The organism is Luteolibacter algae (assembly GCF_042683045.1).
In the GTDB taxonomy this organism is placed as follows: Bacteria; Verrucomicrobiota; Verrucomicrobiia; order Verrucomicrobiales; family Akkermansiaceae; genus Luteolibacter; species Luteolibacter algae.
Genome location: NZ_JBHUIT010000002.1, coordinates 403,841 through 421,594 on the forward strand (window position 1 = coordinate 403,841; position 17,754 = coordinate 421,594).

Annotated in this window: 14 protein-coding genes; 6 read left to right on the forward strand and 8 right to left on the reverse strand. The window is 54.1% G+C overall.

The window, feature by feature from the left end; translation table 11 throughout:
* Window positions 1-16: 16 nt before the first annotated feature.
* Complete coding sequence (locus ACFSSA_RS02985; protein WP_386818286.1) at window positions 17-1,477, reverse strand: tagaturonate reductase; 1,461 nt, start codon at window positions 1,475-1,477, stop codon at window positions 17-19.
* 498 nt (window positions 1,478-1,975) lie between these two features.
* Here ACFSSA_RS02985 and lpdA point away from each other — a divergent pair, with 498 nt between their 5' ends.
* Complete coding sequence (gene lpdA, locus ACFSSA_RS02990) at window positions 1,976-3,358, forward strand: dihydrolipoyl dehydrogenase (RefSeq protein WP_386818287.1); 1,383 nt, start codon at window positions 1,976-1,978, stop codon at window positions 3,356-3,358.
* Window positions 3,359-3,477: 119 nt separating this feature from the next.
* Here the strand turns inward: lpdA and ACFSSA_RS02995 are convergent, their stop codons facing one another.
* Entirely contained in the window at window positions 3,478-4,269 is a 792-nt protein-coding gene (locus ACFSSA_RS02995; protein WP_386818288.1) for an alpha/beta fold hydrolase, read from the reverse strand.
* Window positions 4,266-5,042 (reverse strand): GYF domain-containing protein, encoded by a 777-nt coding sequence (locus tag ACFSSA_RS03000; protein ID WP_386818289.1) that lies wholly within the window; start codon window positions 5,040-5,042, stop codon window positions 4,266-4,268. Before ACFSSA_RS03000 ends, ACFSSA_RS02995 begins: the two co-directional genes overlap by 4 nt.
* Before the next feature lie 96 nt (window positions 5,043-5,138).
* Between ACFSSA_RS03000 and moaA the strand changes: the two genes are divergently transcribed.
* On the forward strand, window positions 5,139-6,155 hold the full coding sequence (moaA, locus tag ACFSSA_RS03005) for a GTP 3',8-cyclase MoaA (RefSeq protein ID WP_386818290.1): 1,017 nt from the start codon (window positions 5,139-5,141) through the stop codon (window positions 6,153-6,155).
* 84 nt (window positions 6,156-6,239) lie between these two features.
* Here moaA and ACFSSA_RS03010 read toward each other — a convergent pair whose 3' ends face one another.
* The 3 genes from ACFSSA_RS03010 to ACFSSA_RS03020 all read right to left on the reverse strand — a co-directional run bounded on the left by ACFSSA_RS03010 (window position 6,240) and on the right by ACFSSA_RS03020 (window position 9,451).
* A complete protein-coding gene (locus ACFSSA_RS03010) occupies window positions 6,240-6,428 on the reverse strand; it encodes an entericidin A/B family lipoprotein (protein ID WP_386818291.1) in 189 nt (62 codons plus the stop codon).
* Window positions 6,429-6,600: 172 nt separating this feature from the next.
* A complete protein-coding gene (gene galK, locus ACFSSA_RS03015) occupies window positions 6,601-7,779 on the reverse strand; it encodes a galactokinase (RefSeq protein WP_386818292.1) in 1,179 nt (392 codons plus the stop codon).
* A 37-nt stretch (window positions 7,780-7,816) separates the two neighbouring features.
* On the reverse strand, window positions 7,817-9,451 hold the full coding sequence (locus tag ACFSSA_RS03020; RefSeq protein WP_386818293.1) for a solute:sodium symporter family transporter: 1,635 nt from the start codon (window positions 9,449-9,451) through the stop codon (window positions 7,817-7,819).
* A gap of 370 nt (window positions 9,452-9,821) precedes the next feature.
* Between ACFSSA_RS03020 and rpiB the strand changes: the two genes are divergently transcribed.
* Window positions 9,822-11,495 carry a ribose 5-phosphate isomerase B gene (rpiB, locus tag ACFSSA_RS03025; protein WP_386818294.1) on the forward strand — a complete coding sequence of 558 codons (1,674 nt, stop codon included), beginning with the start codon at window positions 9,822-9,824 and terminating at the stop codon, window positions 11,493-11,495.
* 214 nt (window positions 11,496-11,709) lie between these two features.
* On the forward strand, window positions 11,710-12,387 hold the full coding sequence (locus tag ACFSSA_RS03030) for a DUF5677 domain-containing protein (protein ID WP_386818295.1): 678 nt from the start codon (window positions 11,710-11,712) through the stop codon (window positions 12,385-12,387).
* Between the two features lie 96 nt (window positions 12,388-12,483).
* On the opposite strand, the gene ACFSSA_RS03035 is transcribed toward ACFSSA_RS03030, so the two are convergent.
* Complete coding sequence (locus ACFSSA_RS03035; protein ID WP_386818296.1) at window positions 12,484-12,888, reverse strand: TM2 domain-containing protein; 405 nt, start codon at window positions 12,886-12,888, stop codon at window positions 12,484-12,486.
* Between the two features lie 164 nt (window positions 12,889-13,052).
* Between ACFSSA_RS03035 and zwf the strand changes: the two genes are divergently transcribed.
* Both zwf and ACFSSA_RS03045 read left to right on the forward strand, forming a co-directional pair.
* Entirely contained in the window at window positions 13,053-14,585 is a 1,533-nt protein-coding gene (gene zwf, locus ACFSSA_RS03040) for a glucose-6-phosphate dehydrogenase (RefSeq protein WP_386818297.1), read from the forward strand.
* A gap of 13 nt (window positions 14,586-14,598) precedes the next feature.
* Window positions 14,599-15,624 carry a glucose-6-phosphate dehydrogenase assembly protein OpcA gene (locus ACFSSA_RS03045; RefSeq protein WP_386818298.1) on the forward strand — a complete coding sequence of 342 codons (1,026 nt, stop codon included), beginning with the start codon at window positions 14,599-14,601 and terminating at the stop codon, window positions 15,622-15,624.
* 19 nt (window positions 15,625-15,643) lie between these two features.
* Here the strand turns inward: ACFSSA_RS03045 and ACFSSA_RS03050 are convergent, their stop codons facing one another.
* Complete coding sequence (locus ACFSSA_RS03050; RefSeq protein WP_386818299.1) at window positions 15,644-17,539, reverse strand: potassium transporter Kup; 1,896 nt, start codon at window positions 17,537-17,539, stop codon at window positions 15,644-15,646.
* Window positions 17,540-17,754 lie beyond the last annotated feature (215 nt).

Sequence of the window (17,754 nt, forward strand, 5' to 3'; positions counted from 1 at the left end):
GAACGGAAGGAACAGCTTAGGAAAGGGTCTCTTTCATGGCTTCATAAGCGCCAATTTCCAGAATGCGCCCCAGCTTTTCGGTAACTGCATCGGTCAGGCCGTCGATGGCGTTGAGATCCATCTTCCAGTTTTTCTCATAGCCGAGGACTGTTTCCACCAGCTGGCGGAGACCTTGCGGGGAGCCATCGTAACCAGACCAGACTTTGTCGTAGAGTTCGATGATATCCGCATTGTCCTTACAATCGTATGATTCCTCGTTGCGTTTGCCGCGATAGAATGCAAGCAGAGCTGCGAGAGAAAGCGCGAGGCGCGGTGGGATGCTGCCGGTGTTTTTCCTGGCATCAAGGAGACTAGGTAGCACGCGGGTTTCCCACTTGCTCATGGAGTTGAGCGAGATCGTCAACCAGGGGTGACGGATAAATGGATTGTAGAAGCGCTCGAGGATTTTTTCGGAAAATTTCTGAAGGTATTCCTGGTCGCCCGGGATATTCGGCACGATGTCCTGTGCCAGCATCTGGCGGACGAATTTGCCGAGCGCCTCGTCCTCCATGGACTCACGGACGGTATCAAAGCCGCTGAGGTAAGCGACAGCCATGGTGCCTGTGTGGGAGCCATTGAGGATGCGCACCTTTTGATCACGGATTTTCCGCTGCTCTTCTTCGTTGACGAAACTAACGGTGAGCCCCGCCTGATCGGCCGGGAATTCCTTTGCCACCCAATCCGGAGCCTTGATCACCCAATTGTGATAATACTCGCCAACAACGATCAGGTTGTCCTCAAAGCCGACTTCAGCCTGATACTCTTTGACGGTCTCACGGGGAAATCCCGGGACGATACGATCGACCAATGTGGAGCAGAATGAGCATGAGTTTTCCAACCATTCGGTGAAACCCGCCTCCAGCTGCCAGTCGGCGGCATGGCGCAGAACATATTCCTTGAGCTTGTCACCGTTGTTTTCGATGAGCTCGCAACAAATTACGATAAGGCCCTTGTCCGCAGCTGCCTCGAATTTTTGGAAACGCTTATAAAGAAGAGCTGTCATTTTTCCCGGGAAGGACTTCTGTGGCTCCATATCCAGGCTTTCGCCCTCCGCCCACTGGATGCCGGCTTCCGTGGTGTTGGAGATGACGAAGCGAACGTCCGGACTCTCGAAAAGTTGCTGATATTCGGCATACTGGCTGTATGGGTTCAGGCAACGGGTCACGCAGTTGATGAGTTCGCTCTCCTTCACTACGGCGCCATCTTTCATGCCTTCCAGGAAAAGGTGATACAGTCCATCCTGCTTGTTGATCATATCGGCCAGGCCCTGCTCGATGGGCTGGACGATTGCTACCGATGAATTGAATCCGACTTTCTGATTCATGCGCTGGATCATCCAGTCAACAAACGCACGGAGGAAATTTCCCTCTCCGAACTGTATGATGCGTTCTGGGTAATTCGGTAAGTCTCCGGCTGTGGCGCGATTCAGTGGTTTCATAAATAATAAAGGGGGTATTGGGAAAAGGAGTTCAGGAGGCAGTGGTGTGGCCTTTTTTGAAATTGAAGCCGTGGATGCCGGTGGGATAAATAGGTTGGAATAGTATTTTCGGGCGAGCGAGGGATCCCGGCTCCGAGGATTCATGAGGCCGTCGGGCGGGCTCAATCGTCTTGGATCGGAAGTTCATGCGCTGCGGGTGATAAGAGAAATCGCCGTGTTTTTTCCTATGGAAACGTAGTTGAAAACCGTAAATTGCTAAAAAATCGATGTTTTTTTGCAGAAATCCGGAGCGTTGTCCGCGAATTTGATGAAAGTATACAATTTTTGAACACTTCTGCTGACGCATTGACTGGCTTTTAGCTGAAAAACGATATTTTCAATGAAGTTTCACTTTCGCGCCTCTCATCAAGATGAGTGAGGAGATTCCGCGCTTCCCTCTTTGACAATCCTGCGGTCCCGCACCAGTCTCGGCGCGCGAACTCTTTTCAAGAAATTACTATGTCTTACGATCTCATTGTCATTGGTGGCGGCCCTGCCGGATATGTCGCTGCAATCCGCGCGGCCCAACATGGAAAAAAAGTTGCTTGTGTCGAGGCTGACCGAGCTGGCGGCACCTGCTTGAACTGGGGTTGTATCCCGACCAAGGCGCTCCTTAAAAATGCCGAGCTTTATCAGACGCTGATGCACAAAGCCGGTGAAATGGGTCTCCAGATCCAGGGGCTCTCCTATGATTGGTCCGCGGTTGTCGGCCGGTCACGCAAGGTTTCGGATCGTCTTGCAGGCGGCATCGAGTTTCTTTTCAAGAAAAACAAAGTGGATTATATCCGCGGCTTTGGCTCCATCGAGTCCGAAGGAAAAGTAGGCGTGACCGCAGCGGATGGTGCCAAACAGGTCATCGAGGGAAAAAACATCATCATTGCCACCGGCTGTAAATCCCGTCCGCTCCCGCCGCTTCCTTTCAACGGCACATCGGTGATCGGCTCGAAGGAGGCAATGGTTCTCGCAGAACAGCCAAAGGAAATGATCATCATCGGTGCGGGCGCTATCGGTATCGAGTTTGCCTACATTTACAACGCATTCGGCACGAAGGTGACCGTCATTGAGATGTTGCCCAATATTCTTCCGGTGGAAGATACTGAAATTGGCGAGGCTCTTGAGAAATCCCTCACAAAACAAGGGATCCGCTGCCTCACAAATACAAAAGTGACCGCAACCAAGGACCATGGTGACCGCGTGGAAATCACCGTGGAAGGGCCCAAGGAAAACGGAACTATCTCTGCGGATGTCTGCCTGGTGGCAATTGGCATCCAGCCGGTTCTCCCGGGTGGGCAGGAGCCTGCACTGGATGAGCGAGGCTACATCACGGTGGGCGATCGCTATGAAACAAATCTCCCGGGTGTATATGCAATCGGCGATATCAACGGGCCGCCATGGCTCGCGCACGTTGCGTCTTTCGAGGCTTTCCAATGTGTTGACGGCCTATTTGTGGATGGCTTCAAACCCCGCAAGGTCACAAATTTCCCGGGTTGCACCTATTGCCATCCGCAGGTTGCTTCCGTTGGTAAAACCGAGCGCGCGCTCAAAGAGGAAGGCGTGGAGTATACCGTTGGAAAAATCCCATTCGTCGCAATCGGTAAAGCAGTCGCAGCCTCCGAGACAGATGGTTTCGCAAAGCTTCTCTATGGCAAGAAACATGGCGAGCTATTGGGTGCTCACATCATCGGGGACAATGCCACCGAGCTAATCGCGGAAATGGGCCTGGCGCTGGATCAGGAACTCACCATGGATGAAATCCACGCGACCATTCATGCGCATCCGACAATGTCCGAGGTCATCCACGAGGCAACTCTCGCGGCAGAAGGACACGCCATCCATTTCTAGGGAGTTCCCTCATTACCAAATCTAAACCGAAGCCACGTTTCCCGCCCGGGAGGCGTGGCTTTTTTCAAATAACAGTGCTGAACTTTCCTGAGCCGCCGAGAGACGGAGGGATATTATTTTTATTTGAGAAACTTGGAAATCTCTCCCTGTAGCCAGCTTTCATTTTCCCAGGGAACACGGTGTCCGGCTTCCGGTGCGGTTCTCAAAATGGAACTAGGGACAAGCGCCGATGCTTCCGCGGCGTAGGCGTGGAACTTTGGGTCTTGTTCTCCTGCGATCCAAAGGACGGGAATATCAATTTCGCCTAGTCTGTCCCAGAGAGGCTGCTGATTGCCCAGAGACCAATCCACAAAACTGCGGGCAATCTCGCGCCGCCGCTGAATCAGTTTTTTGTCCTCGCGCTCGTCTCTCATCGCGCCGCCAAGCAGAGATTGCGAATTCCATTTTTGGAGAAATTCTCCCCAACCAATTGTCAGCGCCTGGGTTGCCCACAGTGTGTCATGGCTGCGGCGGGCGGAGGCTTCCGCAGGATCTTTCAAGCCTGGATTCGCCGAGATAATGATTGCCGCATCCCACGGGCCTTTTTCCAAGAGTGCATGCAATGCCAGCCGGCCGCCCATGGAGTAGCCGAGCAAGACACGCCGCTGGCCCCGGGAGACTTCGCCCGCAGCATCGGCATTAAGCCGTTTGCCGAATTCTGGCATGGGCACACTCTCGCACTGGAGAAAACGCCAGAGATCGACCGCACGGGTCGCGATTCCCTGCTTAGCTAGCTGACTGGCCAAGGAGCGCCAATCCGAGGCTGTGCCCACGGCACCGTGGAGGCACCAGATTTCTGTGGGCACCGAGGTCTCGTCTGTCCGCTTGGCGGCTTCTAGGCGCTCGTCGGTCTCTTTTGAAGTTTGGATCACTGGGCGGAGCGTATTTGTCTTTCCTCTTCGATCTTGCGGATGAAGTTCTCGATGGTTTCCCGGTATGGATCGTCAGGACCCGTCTGCGTCATCGAAACGGCGACGAAGATCGCTGCGGCGATCGCCAGGAGAAAGCTTCCCCAGTAGAGAATCGCGAGAATCCAGCCGATCGTATCGAGTTTTTTATGATCAGCGTAGCCTTCCGGGCAGACCAGAAGCCGATAGCCCAGCCAGATATTGAGCAAGGGAATGAAGAGGCCGAGAAACCATAAGCGGGTCATCGCCAAATTCTGGAACCGCTTCAGCAGGGCGATCAGTGAAACGATAATCGGTAGGAATGAGAGCACGGCCACACCCAGTCCAAGCTGGTCGGCAGCGACGCTTCCGGCCAGTTGCTGGGAGACAAAGGAGAGGGCCACCAACCAGATCACGGGGAAGATATAGCTCATAAAGAAGAAAACACTGCGTGAGACACCGGGCCATCGGCCTTCGTTTCTCAGTCTTTCCTCGGGAGTTTCTTCAGGTTGGAATTCGGTGAAAGCTGTGGCGGAATCTTCTACGGCTTCACCAGAAGCATCCTTGTTTTTCTGGAACAATCCTTCGATCTCGCCGGAGGGGATCCAGTCTTCCATCCCATCCTTCCAGACCATATCCAGGCGTGGGTTGAGTTTGCCACGCTCGGCTTCGTATTTGAGATCGTCCAAAGAGACTGGCCCGAATTGTTGCCCTTCGTGGGTCACATACCATTCTTTGGTTAAATCGGGATCCTCCATAAAGCTTAACTATCAAAGGCAATTTCCCGTGTCAACGTGCAGGCGACCGGAAGATTAGAGCCTATCCGGAAATTTTTTGGTAATTCGGAACAGCGAATGCAGTATTTAGAGGTGATGGATTTGCAGGACAAGCTGGGGAGAGGTGTGAGGGATTTGAGAATATCTGTAACGGATCGCTGCAATTTTCGGTGCCGCTATTGTATGCCAGCTGAAGTATTTGGCCCGGGTTACGCATTTTTGCCGAAGGATGACCTTCTGACGTTCGAGGAAATGGTGAGACTTGTGCGGATTCTCGTGCCTCTGGGTGTGGGAAAGATCCGTCTGACCGGAGGGGAGCCTCTCTTGAGACGCGGAGTGGCGGATCTCGTGGCGATGATCGCCGCTGTCGACGGTGTCCACGATCTGGCGATGACAACCAATGGTGTCCTGCTTTCCCATCATGCGGAGGAGCTTGCGCTAGCTGGAATGAACCGGGTGACTGTGTCTCTGGATTCTCTCGACCCCGCGATTTTTGCCAGGATGAATGGCACCGGCGCAAAGGTGGATCGCGTCATCGCCGGAATATTGGCTGCGAAAAACTTTGGATTACCGGTGAAGGTAAATTCCGTCATCCAGCGGGGTGTGAACGAAGATCAGATCCTACCTTTGGCGAGGTGGGCGCGGGAAGCGGATGTCGACCTCCGCTTCATCGAATACATGGATGTTGGCGAGACGAATGGATGGGATATGTCGCAGGTAGTTCCCGGGGCGGAAATTCTGGAAATTCTCGGCACGGAATTCGAGCTGCAGCCCAGAGCCGCTGCCTACCGGGGAGAAGTAGCGGTGAATTGGAAGCACCTTGGAAGCAGACAGGAAATCGGGCTGATCCAATCGGTCAGCTCTCCGTTTTGCCGGGATTGCCAACGGCTGAGACTTTCCGCAGACGGAAAGATTTTTACCTGCCTGTTCGCGGAATCCGGCCATGACCTGCGCGGTATTTTACGCGGTGGATTGGGGGACCGTATGGTTTCCTCCGTTGTTGAGGATATATGGCGGGCAAGGGTGGATCGTTACTCGGAGCTGAGAGGAAAAGTCGCGATGAAAAAGGCGGAAATGAGCTACCTCGGCGGTTGAGGGTGGTTAGTGAGGACAAAAAAACCGCCGGAAGGTAAAATTACCTAACCGGCGGTGTTATGCTATGGCTTACAAGGTAAGGGGTCAGTGTGTTGCGTGGGTCTGGATCTCGTCGCCGACTTTTTCGACGTCTTGGCCGAATCCGCGAGTGGTTGCACATGAAGTTGAGGCGAGTGCGAGAATGGTCGCCGCACCGGCTGCCATGGCTACCATGCGAAGTGGAGGTTTTTTGGAAGTTTGTTCGACGGTCTTGCTGATAAATAGTGGATTCATGATACCTCTACCTATTGCGCGAAATATGCCACTCACGGCAAATTGCCCAAACCCTAGCTTTTAAAAGGGATTCCGGCGGCAGGTGGCATCTCGGCACTTCCGAATGCGATGCAGTTTGCAAGGCATTGCAACAAATGGTGCGAACTTTTTGCACGGAGCAGCAGCCTGACATTCAAGACAGACGTCGAGCACCTTCAGCCGGGCGACTTGCAAAGATTTCCGGTGGGAAGCCGAACTTTGCTTCGTAGCTTTTCACCATTGCAGCTGCAATGGCTTCGGCCTTACTGGCTTCACAGAGTGTAACGGTAGATCCGCCAAAGCCGCCTCCTGTCATCCGGGCGCCGATGACGCCGCCTGCGGCACCTAGCGTGGCGGCGGTTTCGACCAGCTGATCCAACTCCGGGCAGGAGACCTCAAAATCGTCCCGCAGCGAATTGTGGCTTTCGTACATCAAGCGGCCGACTTCCTGGAAGTCTCCTTTGCGCAAGGATTCCACAGCCCCGATGGTGCGGGCGATTTCGCCGACAACGTGACGGGAGCGGCGGTAGGTTACCTCATCCATCTTTTCTTTGGCTGCATCCAGATCTGCAGGGGAAACATCGCGCCAGCTGCCTTTTCCGATCGCGATCAGGCCGTCTTCGGTGTTTTTCCGGCGGGCTGCATAGCCTCCATCGGAAAGCTCGTGGGAGACTTTTGTGTTGGAGATGAGGATGGTGAGATCGTCATGTTTGAAAGGAACCATTTCAGGCTCGCCGGTTTGGCAATCGATCAAAACCAGCTCGCCGTCTTTCCCGAAAGCGGAGGCAAATTGATCCATGATTCCGCAGGGGACCCCTGCGTAATCGTGTTCCGCTTTCTGCGCGAGCAGGGCCATTTCCTTTGTAGGCATCGTATTGCCGGTGAGGCCGAGAATGAGGACTGCAACAGCACACTCAAGGGCGGCGGACGATGAAAGGCCAGCACCACCAGGAAGGCTGGAGATAATGAACGCATCAAATCCAGGGACTTCCACACCCCGCTCGTGAAAGCCGTGAATCACACCCCGCAGATAGTTCGACCACTTGGGAGTTGCCTTGTTTTGCGGCGCACAAACGGCGAAGCAGGCGGTCTCGGAGGTAAAGGCCGTGCCGGCACGGACTTCCGTGGTCCCATTGGGAGCCGCTGCGATAACCACCGTGCGCTCAATGGCGAATGGGAGCACGAATCCATCGCAATAATCGATATGCTCGCCGATGAGATTGACCCGTCCCGGAGCTGCGGCAACGATGGTTGCTTCCTTGCCGTAGCGGGCTTTGAGTTCGTCCTTGGCGATTTTTACGAGATCAGCGATTGGTGGATTCGGAGCGAGCATGAGCCGGATTCTAAATGGGATTCTTGGTTATTGGCGCTTATTGAGCGAAAAACGCGTAGATGGCGATGACTGCAACGATCAGGATCAAGCTTGCCCATTTAGCATTTTTCCAGGGAGTCATGTCGATCGGTGTGGTGGTCTCCAGAATCCATGCGGTCGGGCGTGGAGCCACGGTGCCCCATACGATCATGAGAATGACAAGGCTGGCGAAGACGAAGCCGAGGAAATGGAAGTTATAAACAAAAACACTGTCTACGGCCGGACCGACACCCGGGATGAAATATTTCACCGCAATCATAACGAGACCGAGGATGAGAGCCACGAATGCCGCCTTCGCGGGAACGCGCTTGTGAAGCATACCTACTACCACAACCGCGAAAATCGGGATGAAGTAGATCGCGTTCATGTCCTGAAGGTATTTGAAAATACTGTCTTGGCCGGCTAGAAGCGGAGCCACGAACATTGCTGCGATGGCAATAGCGACCACGAAGATTTTGGCAGCCTTCACCATCTGCTGTTCCGAGCCCTTTGGATTGATGACGTGGTGATAGAGACCGATGCTGAAAAGCGCGGAGGTGCTGTTCAATGCAGCATTGAAGGAACTGAGAATGGCTCCGACCATGACTGCTGCGAAGAAGCCTGTGAGATATGGAGGAAGAACACCACGAACCAGAGTGCCGTAGGCGTAGTCATTGGAGATACCGTCCGCTGCATAGAGGTGGAAGGCGATGATGCCGGGAATCACCAGATAAATCGGCCCGAGGAGCTTGAGCGCACCGGTAAGGAGCACGCCCTTTTGACCTTCTGCGAGGCTGCTAGCGCCGAAGGTGCGCTGGATGATCTGCTGGTTGGTGCACCAGTAGAAGAGGTTGAGAAGTGCCACACCGGTGAAGAGAGTGCTGAACGGAACGCTGGTTTCCGGGCTGCCGATGGAATTGAGTCGATCAGGATTTGCTTCCTTGAGGATACTCCAACCTTCCAGGATACCTTCGCCATTGCTGACCTTGTTGAGGGCAAACCAAGCGATCATCACACCGCCGACAAGAAGCCCGATCCCGTTGATCGTATCGAGAACGGCCAGGGTTTTAAGGTTTCCAAAACGTGAGTAGAGCGAGCCCATGATGCCGATGAGAAAGACCGTCATCCAGAGGATGACTGTGTCCGGCTGGACGACGTTCCCGAAGAAATTCACAGGCTCGGTGATGCCGGTGAGCGATTTCAGGTCCAGCATCTGGGAGAGGCCAACCGCGCCGCTGTAAAGAATGATCGGAATGAGAAGAAATGCGTAGGCGAGAAGGAAAATCATGTTCGCCAGGCTTTGCGTGGATTTATCGAAGCGATTTTCCAGGAACTGGGGCACAGTGGTAATGCCGGTGCGGAGGAACTTGGGCAGGAAGAACATCGCCATCAGGACAAGGGCGATGACTGCGACAACTTCCCAAGCCATCACGCAGAGTCCGTCTTTGAACGCCGCTCCATTCAGGCCCACCATCTGCTCGGTGGAGAGGTTGGTCAGCAAGAGGGAGCCGGCAATGATAGGGAAAGTCAGGGATCGACCACCCAGGAAGAAGCCCTCGGATGTGCTGGATTCATCCTTCCGTGTGAGGAACCAGGTGAGTCCTGCCGCGAAGGCGGTGAATAGGACGAACGATATCAGAGTCAGTGCGTGCATGTTTGGATTTTTGGAGTTTGCGAGGCGGTTACCGGAAAAATCTGATTAGAAGTGATGCTTACTACCAGAAAAACTTGCAGAACTCTCCGAGAAACCACGTTTTTTCGGGGATTGAATACGGTGTCATCACACGGTTGTTGGAAAATCGACAATGTTTACCCGGCTTATATCAAATGAAGGCAGGGTTTATACGTGAATTGCAGCTTTATCGCGGAAGCGGTAGCGATGGTGTCCCGCAATCAGGGATGCCTGGGGGAATCCACAGTTTTCGCGGGAATAGACACTTTGCACCCACCAGGTGAAATTTCCGTAAACTTTCCGGTTTTCAATCCGGGTTTGCCAGCGTTCAATGCCGGCACGTCCCCGACTTATGAGCAAATCCTCCATCCGCATCGCTGTTGGCGCCGATCACGGCGCTTTTGAATTGAAGAACGCAATCGTCGCTCACCTCCGGGAGAGCGGATATGTGGTAGAGGATTTCGGCACACACACCGCCGATTCCGTAGACTATCCCGATTATGCCAATATCGTTGGCCGCAATGTCTCCGATGATACCTTCAATTATGGCATTCTTGCCTGCACATCCGGGATTGGGATGTGCATCGCCGCGAACCGCTTCCGTCACGTGCGCGCTGCAAATGTCCGCTCCGTGGAAGAGACGGTCATCACCCGTAAACACAATGATGCGAATGTGATCTGCCTCAGCGGAAAAGATACCGATGCCGAGACCGCGAAGAAGATGGTGGAAGCCTTCCTTACCACCGAGTTCGAAGGCGGTAGACATGAGGCCCGCGTTTGCAAGTCATCAGGCAGTCGCATCGCGGAGACTGATCCTGAACTTTACAAGGCTATCGTCGGTGAAGAGCACCGCCAGCGGAACCACATCGAGCTCATTGCCTCGGAAAATTTTGCCTCGCCTGCGGTTATGGAAGCGCAGGGCTCTCTGCTCACCAATAAATATGCGGAAGGGTATCCCGGTAAGCGCTGGTATGGTGGCTGTGAATACGTCGATGTTGTCGAGACTCTCGCCATAGAGCGCGCAAAAGAGCTTTTCGGCGCGGAACACGCGAACGTGCAGCCTCACTCCGGCTCCCAGGCGAACACTGCCGTTTACTTCTCCGTGCTGAAGCCGGGTGATAAAATTTTCACCATGGATCTCGCCCACGGCGGACACCTTACCCACGGCCACAAGGCGAACTTCTCCGGTCGCTTTTACGATGTCACACATTACGGGGTTTCCCCTGAAGACGAGCGCATCGATTATGCGGAGCTTGAAAAAACCGCCCGCGAGCTGAAGCCTGCTCTCATCACCGTCGGCGCGTCCGCCTACTCGCGTATCATCGATTTTGAGCGCATGGGCAAGCTGGCCCGTGAGATCGGAGCCTATCTCTTTGTTGATATGGCGCATATCGCTGGCCTTGTTGCTGCCGGAGTTCACCCGAATCCGGTGCCGCATGCCGATTTCGTCACTTCCACAACCCATAAATCACTGCGCGGTCCACGCGGCGGTATCATTCTTTGCAAGGCGGAATTTGCTAAAAAGATCGATTCCCAGGTCTTCCCGGGAATCCAGGGCGGTCCGCTCATGCACGTGATCGCGGCGAAGGCGGCTTGCTTCGGCGAGGCGCTCAAGCCGGAGTTCAAAGCCTATTCACAGCAGGTAGTTAAAAACGCCCAGGCAATCGCCGCACGTCTCACCCACCACGGCTTCCGCGTTTGCTCCGGCGGCACGGACAATCACGTGATGCTTGTCGATCTCCGCCCGAAGGGTCTCAACGGTTCCGAGGCTTCTCTCGCACTGGATGAGGCGGGGATTACCGTGAACAAAAACGGCATTCCGTTCGATACCGGCAGCCCGATGAAGCCATCCGGCATCCGCATCGGCACTCCGGCGGTCACCACCCGTGGGATGAAGGAATCCCACGTCGAGCAAGTGGCGGACTTTATCGCAGAAGCTCTCGCGGATCACAAAAATACCGAGAAGCTTCACGCCATCCGCGAGAAGGTTTTCGCTTTCAACCAGGCATTCCCGCTTCCTTGGTAGAAAGGAACCCCGATCTGGAAATCGCGATAGCTCCAGCTCTCACAGCAGCCGTGATTACCATGTCACGGCTGCTTTTTCGTTATGTTCTACGACGTCCGCAGCTGGAAGATACTTGGCAGTAGTCGCATTGACACGACGACCCATTTTCATCAGATTTTTATAGTAGCACTCTTTCCTTCTTAGCGTTCGGAATGAAACACTATCCACTCCAAAAATGAACCACTTCGAAAGTGTTGTGAGCTTTAGCGAGCCCATCCTCAAAAACTGGCTGTCCAACCAGTCAGACATCTATAATGCAGAGATCGTTCAGCAACAGTATTTATACTCGATGGCAAAAGGATCAATGAGGTCATCATCGTCATTTTACACGCTGATTGAACAGGATAAGCATCACGATCTACCGGTTCTCGCCCGCCTTTCGTTGGAGCGCTATATGAAAGCCGATTTTGCCAGGCGGTCGCCCACAAATGCGGTGGCTTTAATGATCCACGAAGTGAAGACTGTCATCATTAAACTCAACAAGCTGGCGAAACTTCCTAGCTCCGATTCAGCTATGCTGATTTTGAAGGTAAGCGATCTCGAGAAAGATCTGCAGAAGTTTGAGGGGTTGGTGGATCCAGATTATCCCAAGGATTTATCGATGTTTCGGATCTTCGAGCTTTGCGAGTTGGAGGAAATTTATCGTGGTGCCTATCATGAGCTTTCTAAAGTCGCTCATGGTGGGTTTCATTCTGGGTTCAAGGATGTCAGGGCAGATGGCTTATTGAATTTTCTTGCTTTGATGACTCCCGTAGATGCTACCAACATGCTTTATATGACGTATCATGAAACGCCTGCATACGGTTATGAATCACTGCGCGAATCTATTTATGACAGGTGCTTCCAGAAATAAAACTGAGAGAATATACTTCTGGAGTGATATCTACCGCCAAGAAGTCGGCTTTCCACTTTGGGATGGGACAGTTGGGTAGAAGTCGCGGAAAGCCCGTTACCCCACCGCCTTATTCCTCTCATCCACTTGCTCGTTCAGCGTGCAGAAGTCGTAGAGCCAGCCGAGGCCGAAGAGGCCGCCGGTGAGAAGCCAGATGATGCCGGAAGGGATTTTGCCGAGGTAAAAGCGGTGGATGCCGAATAGGCCGAGGAAAAGCTGGAGCAGCCAGGCGACGGAGTAATCATAGGTGCCGGTGGAGTATCTGCCCGCAGCTTCCTTTTCCATGGAGGGGATGAGGAACAGATCGACGATCCAGCCGATAAGGAATACGCCACCTGTCAGCAGCCAGATTATCCCGGAGACGGGTTTCCCGTAATAAAAACGATGAACCCCGATAAAGCCGAAAATCCACATGAGATAGCCGAGTCCGGTGCTGTGCGTTTGTCCGTTTTTTTCAAGCATGCGCTAAAGTATGCGGTCTGCGGATATGTGCTATTCCAAAAAAATGGAAACGCGGTCCGGGGAGCAATCGTGGCTCTCACAGAGAAGATGAGCCGGATTTCACTTCCGCCACCTGTTTAGGCTTCCCCTTTCGGGGTGCTTCCGTTGAAACTTCCGGCAGTTCCATGTCCAATCCCTTCAGAGAAGATCTCGTTTCCCGCAACCGCCCTGAACCCTGCACGGTGGTCATTTTTGGTGCCACTGGTGATCTCACGCATCGCAAGTTGATCCCCGCGCTTTATAATCTGGCCGTTGATGGCGAGCTGCCGACCGGGGTGAATATCATTGGATTCGCGCGTCGTGAGAAATCGGACGAAGAGTTCCGAGCCGGCCTGGAGGAGCTCAACCAGAAAGTTTCCCGCAGTGGCCATGATGAGGAGATCTGGGGGAAATTCATCTCCAGTGTGACCTACCATCAGTCGGAATTTACGGATCTCGATGGTTATGCGTCGTTGTCGAAACGGCTCGATGAGATTGATGCCGGCCGTGGCGGCAAGGGTAACCGCCTGTTTTACATCGCTTCCGCACCTGAGTTTTTCGATGATATTCTGTTGAATCTCAAAGGCGCAGGTTTGAACGAAGCGAAGGAAGGCTGCTGGTCGCGGGTGATCGTGGAAAAGCCCTTCGGCACGGATCTTAAGACGGCAAAGCATCTCAACCAGGTGGTCAACGAGACTTTCCATGAGAGTGATACTTACCGCATCGATCACTATCTGGGTAAGGAAACTGCGCAAAACCTGATGGTTCTGCGTTTCGCGAACGCGATTTTCGAGCCTCTCTGGAATAGCAAATACATCAGCCATGTGCAGATCACCTGCTCGGAAAACCTTGGTATGGAAGGTGGCCGCGGAGGTTACTATGAGAAATCAGGCGCACTCCGGGATATGGTGCAGAATCACCTTTTGCAGCTCCTCAGTCTAGTGGCCATGGAGCCACCAACGGATCTTTCCGCGGATGGTGTGCGTGATGAAAAAGTGAAGGTCATCCGCTCGCTCCGTCAGTGGGACACTCCGGAAAAGGTTGCGGAAAACGTCATCCGCGCCCAATACACAGCTGGCCATGTCGATGGGAATCCTGTTCCCGGCTACCGCGAGGAAGACCGCGTTTCCCCGGAATCTGAAACCGAAGCCTATGTGGCTGTCCGCTTGTTGATCGATACCTGGCGCTGGAGCGGAGTGCCGTTCTACATTCGTATGGGCAAGCGTTTGCCGAAAAAATCGACGGAAATTTCCATCCACTTCAAGGATGCACCCTGTGTGCTTTTCAGCGCACTTCCAGGAGGCGTCCCGGGCGGCAACGTCCTGGTGATCCGCATCCAGCCGGATGAGGGGATATCACTGCGTATGGTCTCCAAAATTCCTGGAACAAGCCTGCGCCTGGAGCCGGTGAAAATGGATTTCCATTACGCGACTTCATTCGGAAAAGGCAGCCCGGAAGCTTACGAGCGTCTTATCCTCGATGCGATCGCGGGTGATGCCACTCTCTTCGCCCGCCGCGATGAGGTGGAAGAGGCGTGGCGTTTCATCGATCATATCGAGCGTGCCTGGCATGAGTCCGATAACAAACCGCCGATGGCAGAGTTTGTTGCAGGTTCCTGGGGACCGCGCGAGGCGGATGAGATGATCAAAAAAGACGGCTTCGCGTGGCGCAGGCTTTAATCCGAATACCAGTATGGAAAATTACGCAGAACTGGGAACGGAGGTAAAAGTCTCCGATATCGATAAGGAATTACGAACCCTGTGGGAGCAGGACGAGGCACGGACAAATGCGTCTCTGATGAACCTTGTGGTCTACACGGAGCGTGATGGTGGTTTGCTGGAGAACTCCCGGATTATCAATAATCTTACCCGTGAAAACGCCTGCCGCGCGATCCTTGTGGAAATCAATCGCAAGGAAGCCGCGAGCCTCCGGGCATGGATCACCGCTCATTGTCACCTTTCCCACGGGCAGAAATCGATCTGCTGTGAGCAGATTGCCTTCCGTCTCACGGGGCGGGTGACAGGACGTTTCCGGAATACGGTTTTCTCCCACTTGAATTCAGACCTTCCGCTGATCTTCTGGTGGCAGGGTGAGCTCTCGGACGTTTTCACCGAGCGTCTCGCCAGTGTGATGGACAGGCTGATCGTGGATAGCTCTTCCTGGTCGGATGTGGCTGGCAGTTTCATCCGTATCAATGAGGCCGTGAGCGGCAACAGTGGCTTGGTGGTGCAGGATCTTGCCTGGACTCGCTGCTGGCAGTTCCGGGTGGGAATCGCGGGGCTTTTCGATGATACCGTGGCGCAGACGATGCTGGGAAAAATCTCCAAAGTCCGGATCGGATACCATTCCGCTCACGAGAACACCGCCCTGCAAATACTGGCTTGGCTTGCGGTTCAAGCCGGATGGAAGATCGGTGCGAACAATAGTTTTACCACGAAATCAGGAAACTCCATCTGCGTGGAGCTGGAAGCAGGCGAGGAATGCGCACCACTGGCTCTTGTGGAAATTTCATGTGACGAAACGATTGTCCGGGTGAGCCGGGAAAATCGCTCGAACCACCTCTTGAAGGAAATCGATTCCGGAGACTACCGGGTAAGCTCACTTTCTCCGGCGGATCCGGAAGCCTCCGAGGATCTCGTCGCCCAGCAACTTTCGCGCGGCGGGAAAAACTCGTTGTTTCTCAAGATTCTTCCAGCGTTCCTCCGGCTGAAAGGCTGATTTGTTTCCGCTGCGGCGGTCAGAGTGTGACCTGTGCGCCGAGTTCCACCACACGGCTGGGCGGCAGGTGGAAATACGCCGTGGCCGGTGAGGCATTCCGCGCCAATGTGGCAAATATGGAGAGCCGGATTTTGTCTATGGAGCCTGCGGTTTTCTTCACGCAATAGCTTTCCTGTCCCAGAAAGTAGGTGCTTCTGCCTGGCTGGAAACCGATGAATTCCGGCAGCCTCTGACGAAGGGCGGCGGGCACATCCGGATCATCTGCAAAGCCAAATCGTAGAATGGCTTTGTGAATGCCTTGGCCGATGTTTTCCAGCTCCAGGAGCTCGTGATCATCAGCGCGGGGTTCGTCCAATGTCTGGACGTGGAGCAATAGGATGCGCTCGTGGACCACATGATTGTGCTTCAGGTTATGCAGAAGGGCGGAAGGCGTGTTATTCCGGTGGCCCGTCATGTAAATCGCTAATCCGGGGACACGGTGGATCTTCTCATGTGAGAGCTCCCTGGCGAAGTCCGCGATCGGTAGATCGTGCAGAGACATCTTTTCCGCAAGTCTGCGTCTGCCCCAGATCCAGATCAGCATAAGGCCGGTGAGAATGGCAGCGATAAGAAGGGGGAGCCAGCCGCCGTCATCGATCTTGGTGGCATTTGCCGCGAGAAATGCGCCATCCACCACGAGAAAGATGGCGGTAATGACTCTCGACTTCCAGATCCCCCATGCGAAACGAAGCCTGGCCGCATAGAAGAAGAGCAGGGAGGTGATGACCATGGTGAGAGCGATTGCCACACCGTATGCCCCGGCGAGCTCCGCGGAGCTCCCGAAGGAAATGACCAGAAGGATGCACGAACACGCAAGCAAGCCGTTTACAAAAGGAACGAAGACCTGTCCGACGGACTCATCGGAGGTGTGCATGATGCGGACCCGGGGAATGATTGCCATACGCACGGCTTGCGCGGTAAGCGAAAAAGCACCGGAAATCAGGGCCTGGCTGGCAACAACTGCCGCGCATGTGGCCAAAATCGTGAGCGGAAAGCGCAAAAAGGCCGGAGCGAGCAGGAAAAATGGATTTTTGATCGCCAACGGATCGGAGATCAGTAGTGCTGCCTGGCCCAGATAGTTTAGGACCAATGCGGGTAGCACAACGATAAGCCAGCCGCACCGGATTGGCCGCACACCGAAGTGGCCGAGATCCGCGTAAAGCGCCTCTCCTCCGGTGACTGCGAGGAATACGGCGGCCATAAGAGGCATGGCGTGCTTCCACTCCCGGACAAGAAACGAAGCGCCTTCCCATGGACTCAATGCGAGGAGGACCTGGGGTTGTTTCGCCAGGCCGGCAAGTCCCAGAGCTGCAAGACTGAAGAACCAGAGCAGCACGACGGGGCCGAAAAGACGTCCGACCTTTGCTGTGCCGAATCGTTGGATCGCAAAAAGCGCAATGAGAATACCTACGGCCAGCGGCACGATCCAATGACTGATCAGCGGTGCGCTGACTGAGAGACCTTCCACCGCGCTGAGCACCGAGATGGCAGGGGTGAGCATTCCATCCGCATAAATCAGAGCGGCTCCGATCAGCCCGAAGATTACAACAAACAGCGGGTTTTTATCATTTCCAAGCTTTCGGAAACCGGAACGGACCAGTGCTGAGAGCGATAAAATCCCTCCTTCTCCATGATTATCGAGTCTAAGGATCACAAAAAGGTATTTCACCGTGACGACGAGCAGCAGAGCCCAGACGATCAATGATGCGGCTCCAACTAAATTCTGAGGATTGAGCGCAGCAGAGCTCGAATGATCTGCGAAACATTCCCGGAAGGCGTATAGAGGGCTGGTTCCAATATCGCCGAAGACGATGCCCAAGGCCGCAAGAGTCGCCACGGGCAGGGAGGTGCCGCCATTTTCCTTGGAGTCCATCATAAGACAAAAAAGTGAGGCGTCGTCTGCGGCGCTGCGGAAGCCAAGCACTACCTTCCATCGCTTTCCAGCGAATTTGTTTCCCTGGAAAAATTACCGGGCGGCATTCGCGGAAAGCTTACTCAAGCGTAGGCAGCGGAGCGGATACGATAAAAGCAATTCGTGTGCAAAAATAATGTGCGGCATACATTATCCTGTGTATTTTCCGATTTCGAACC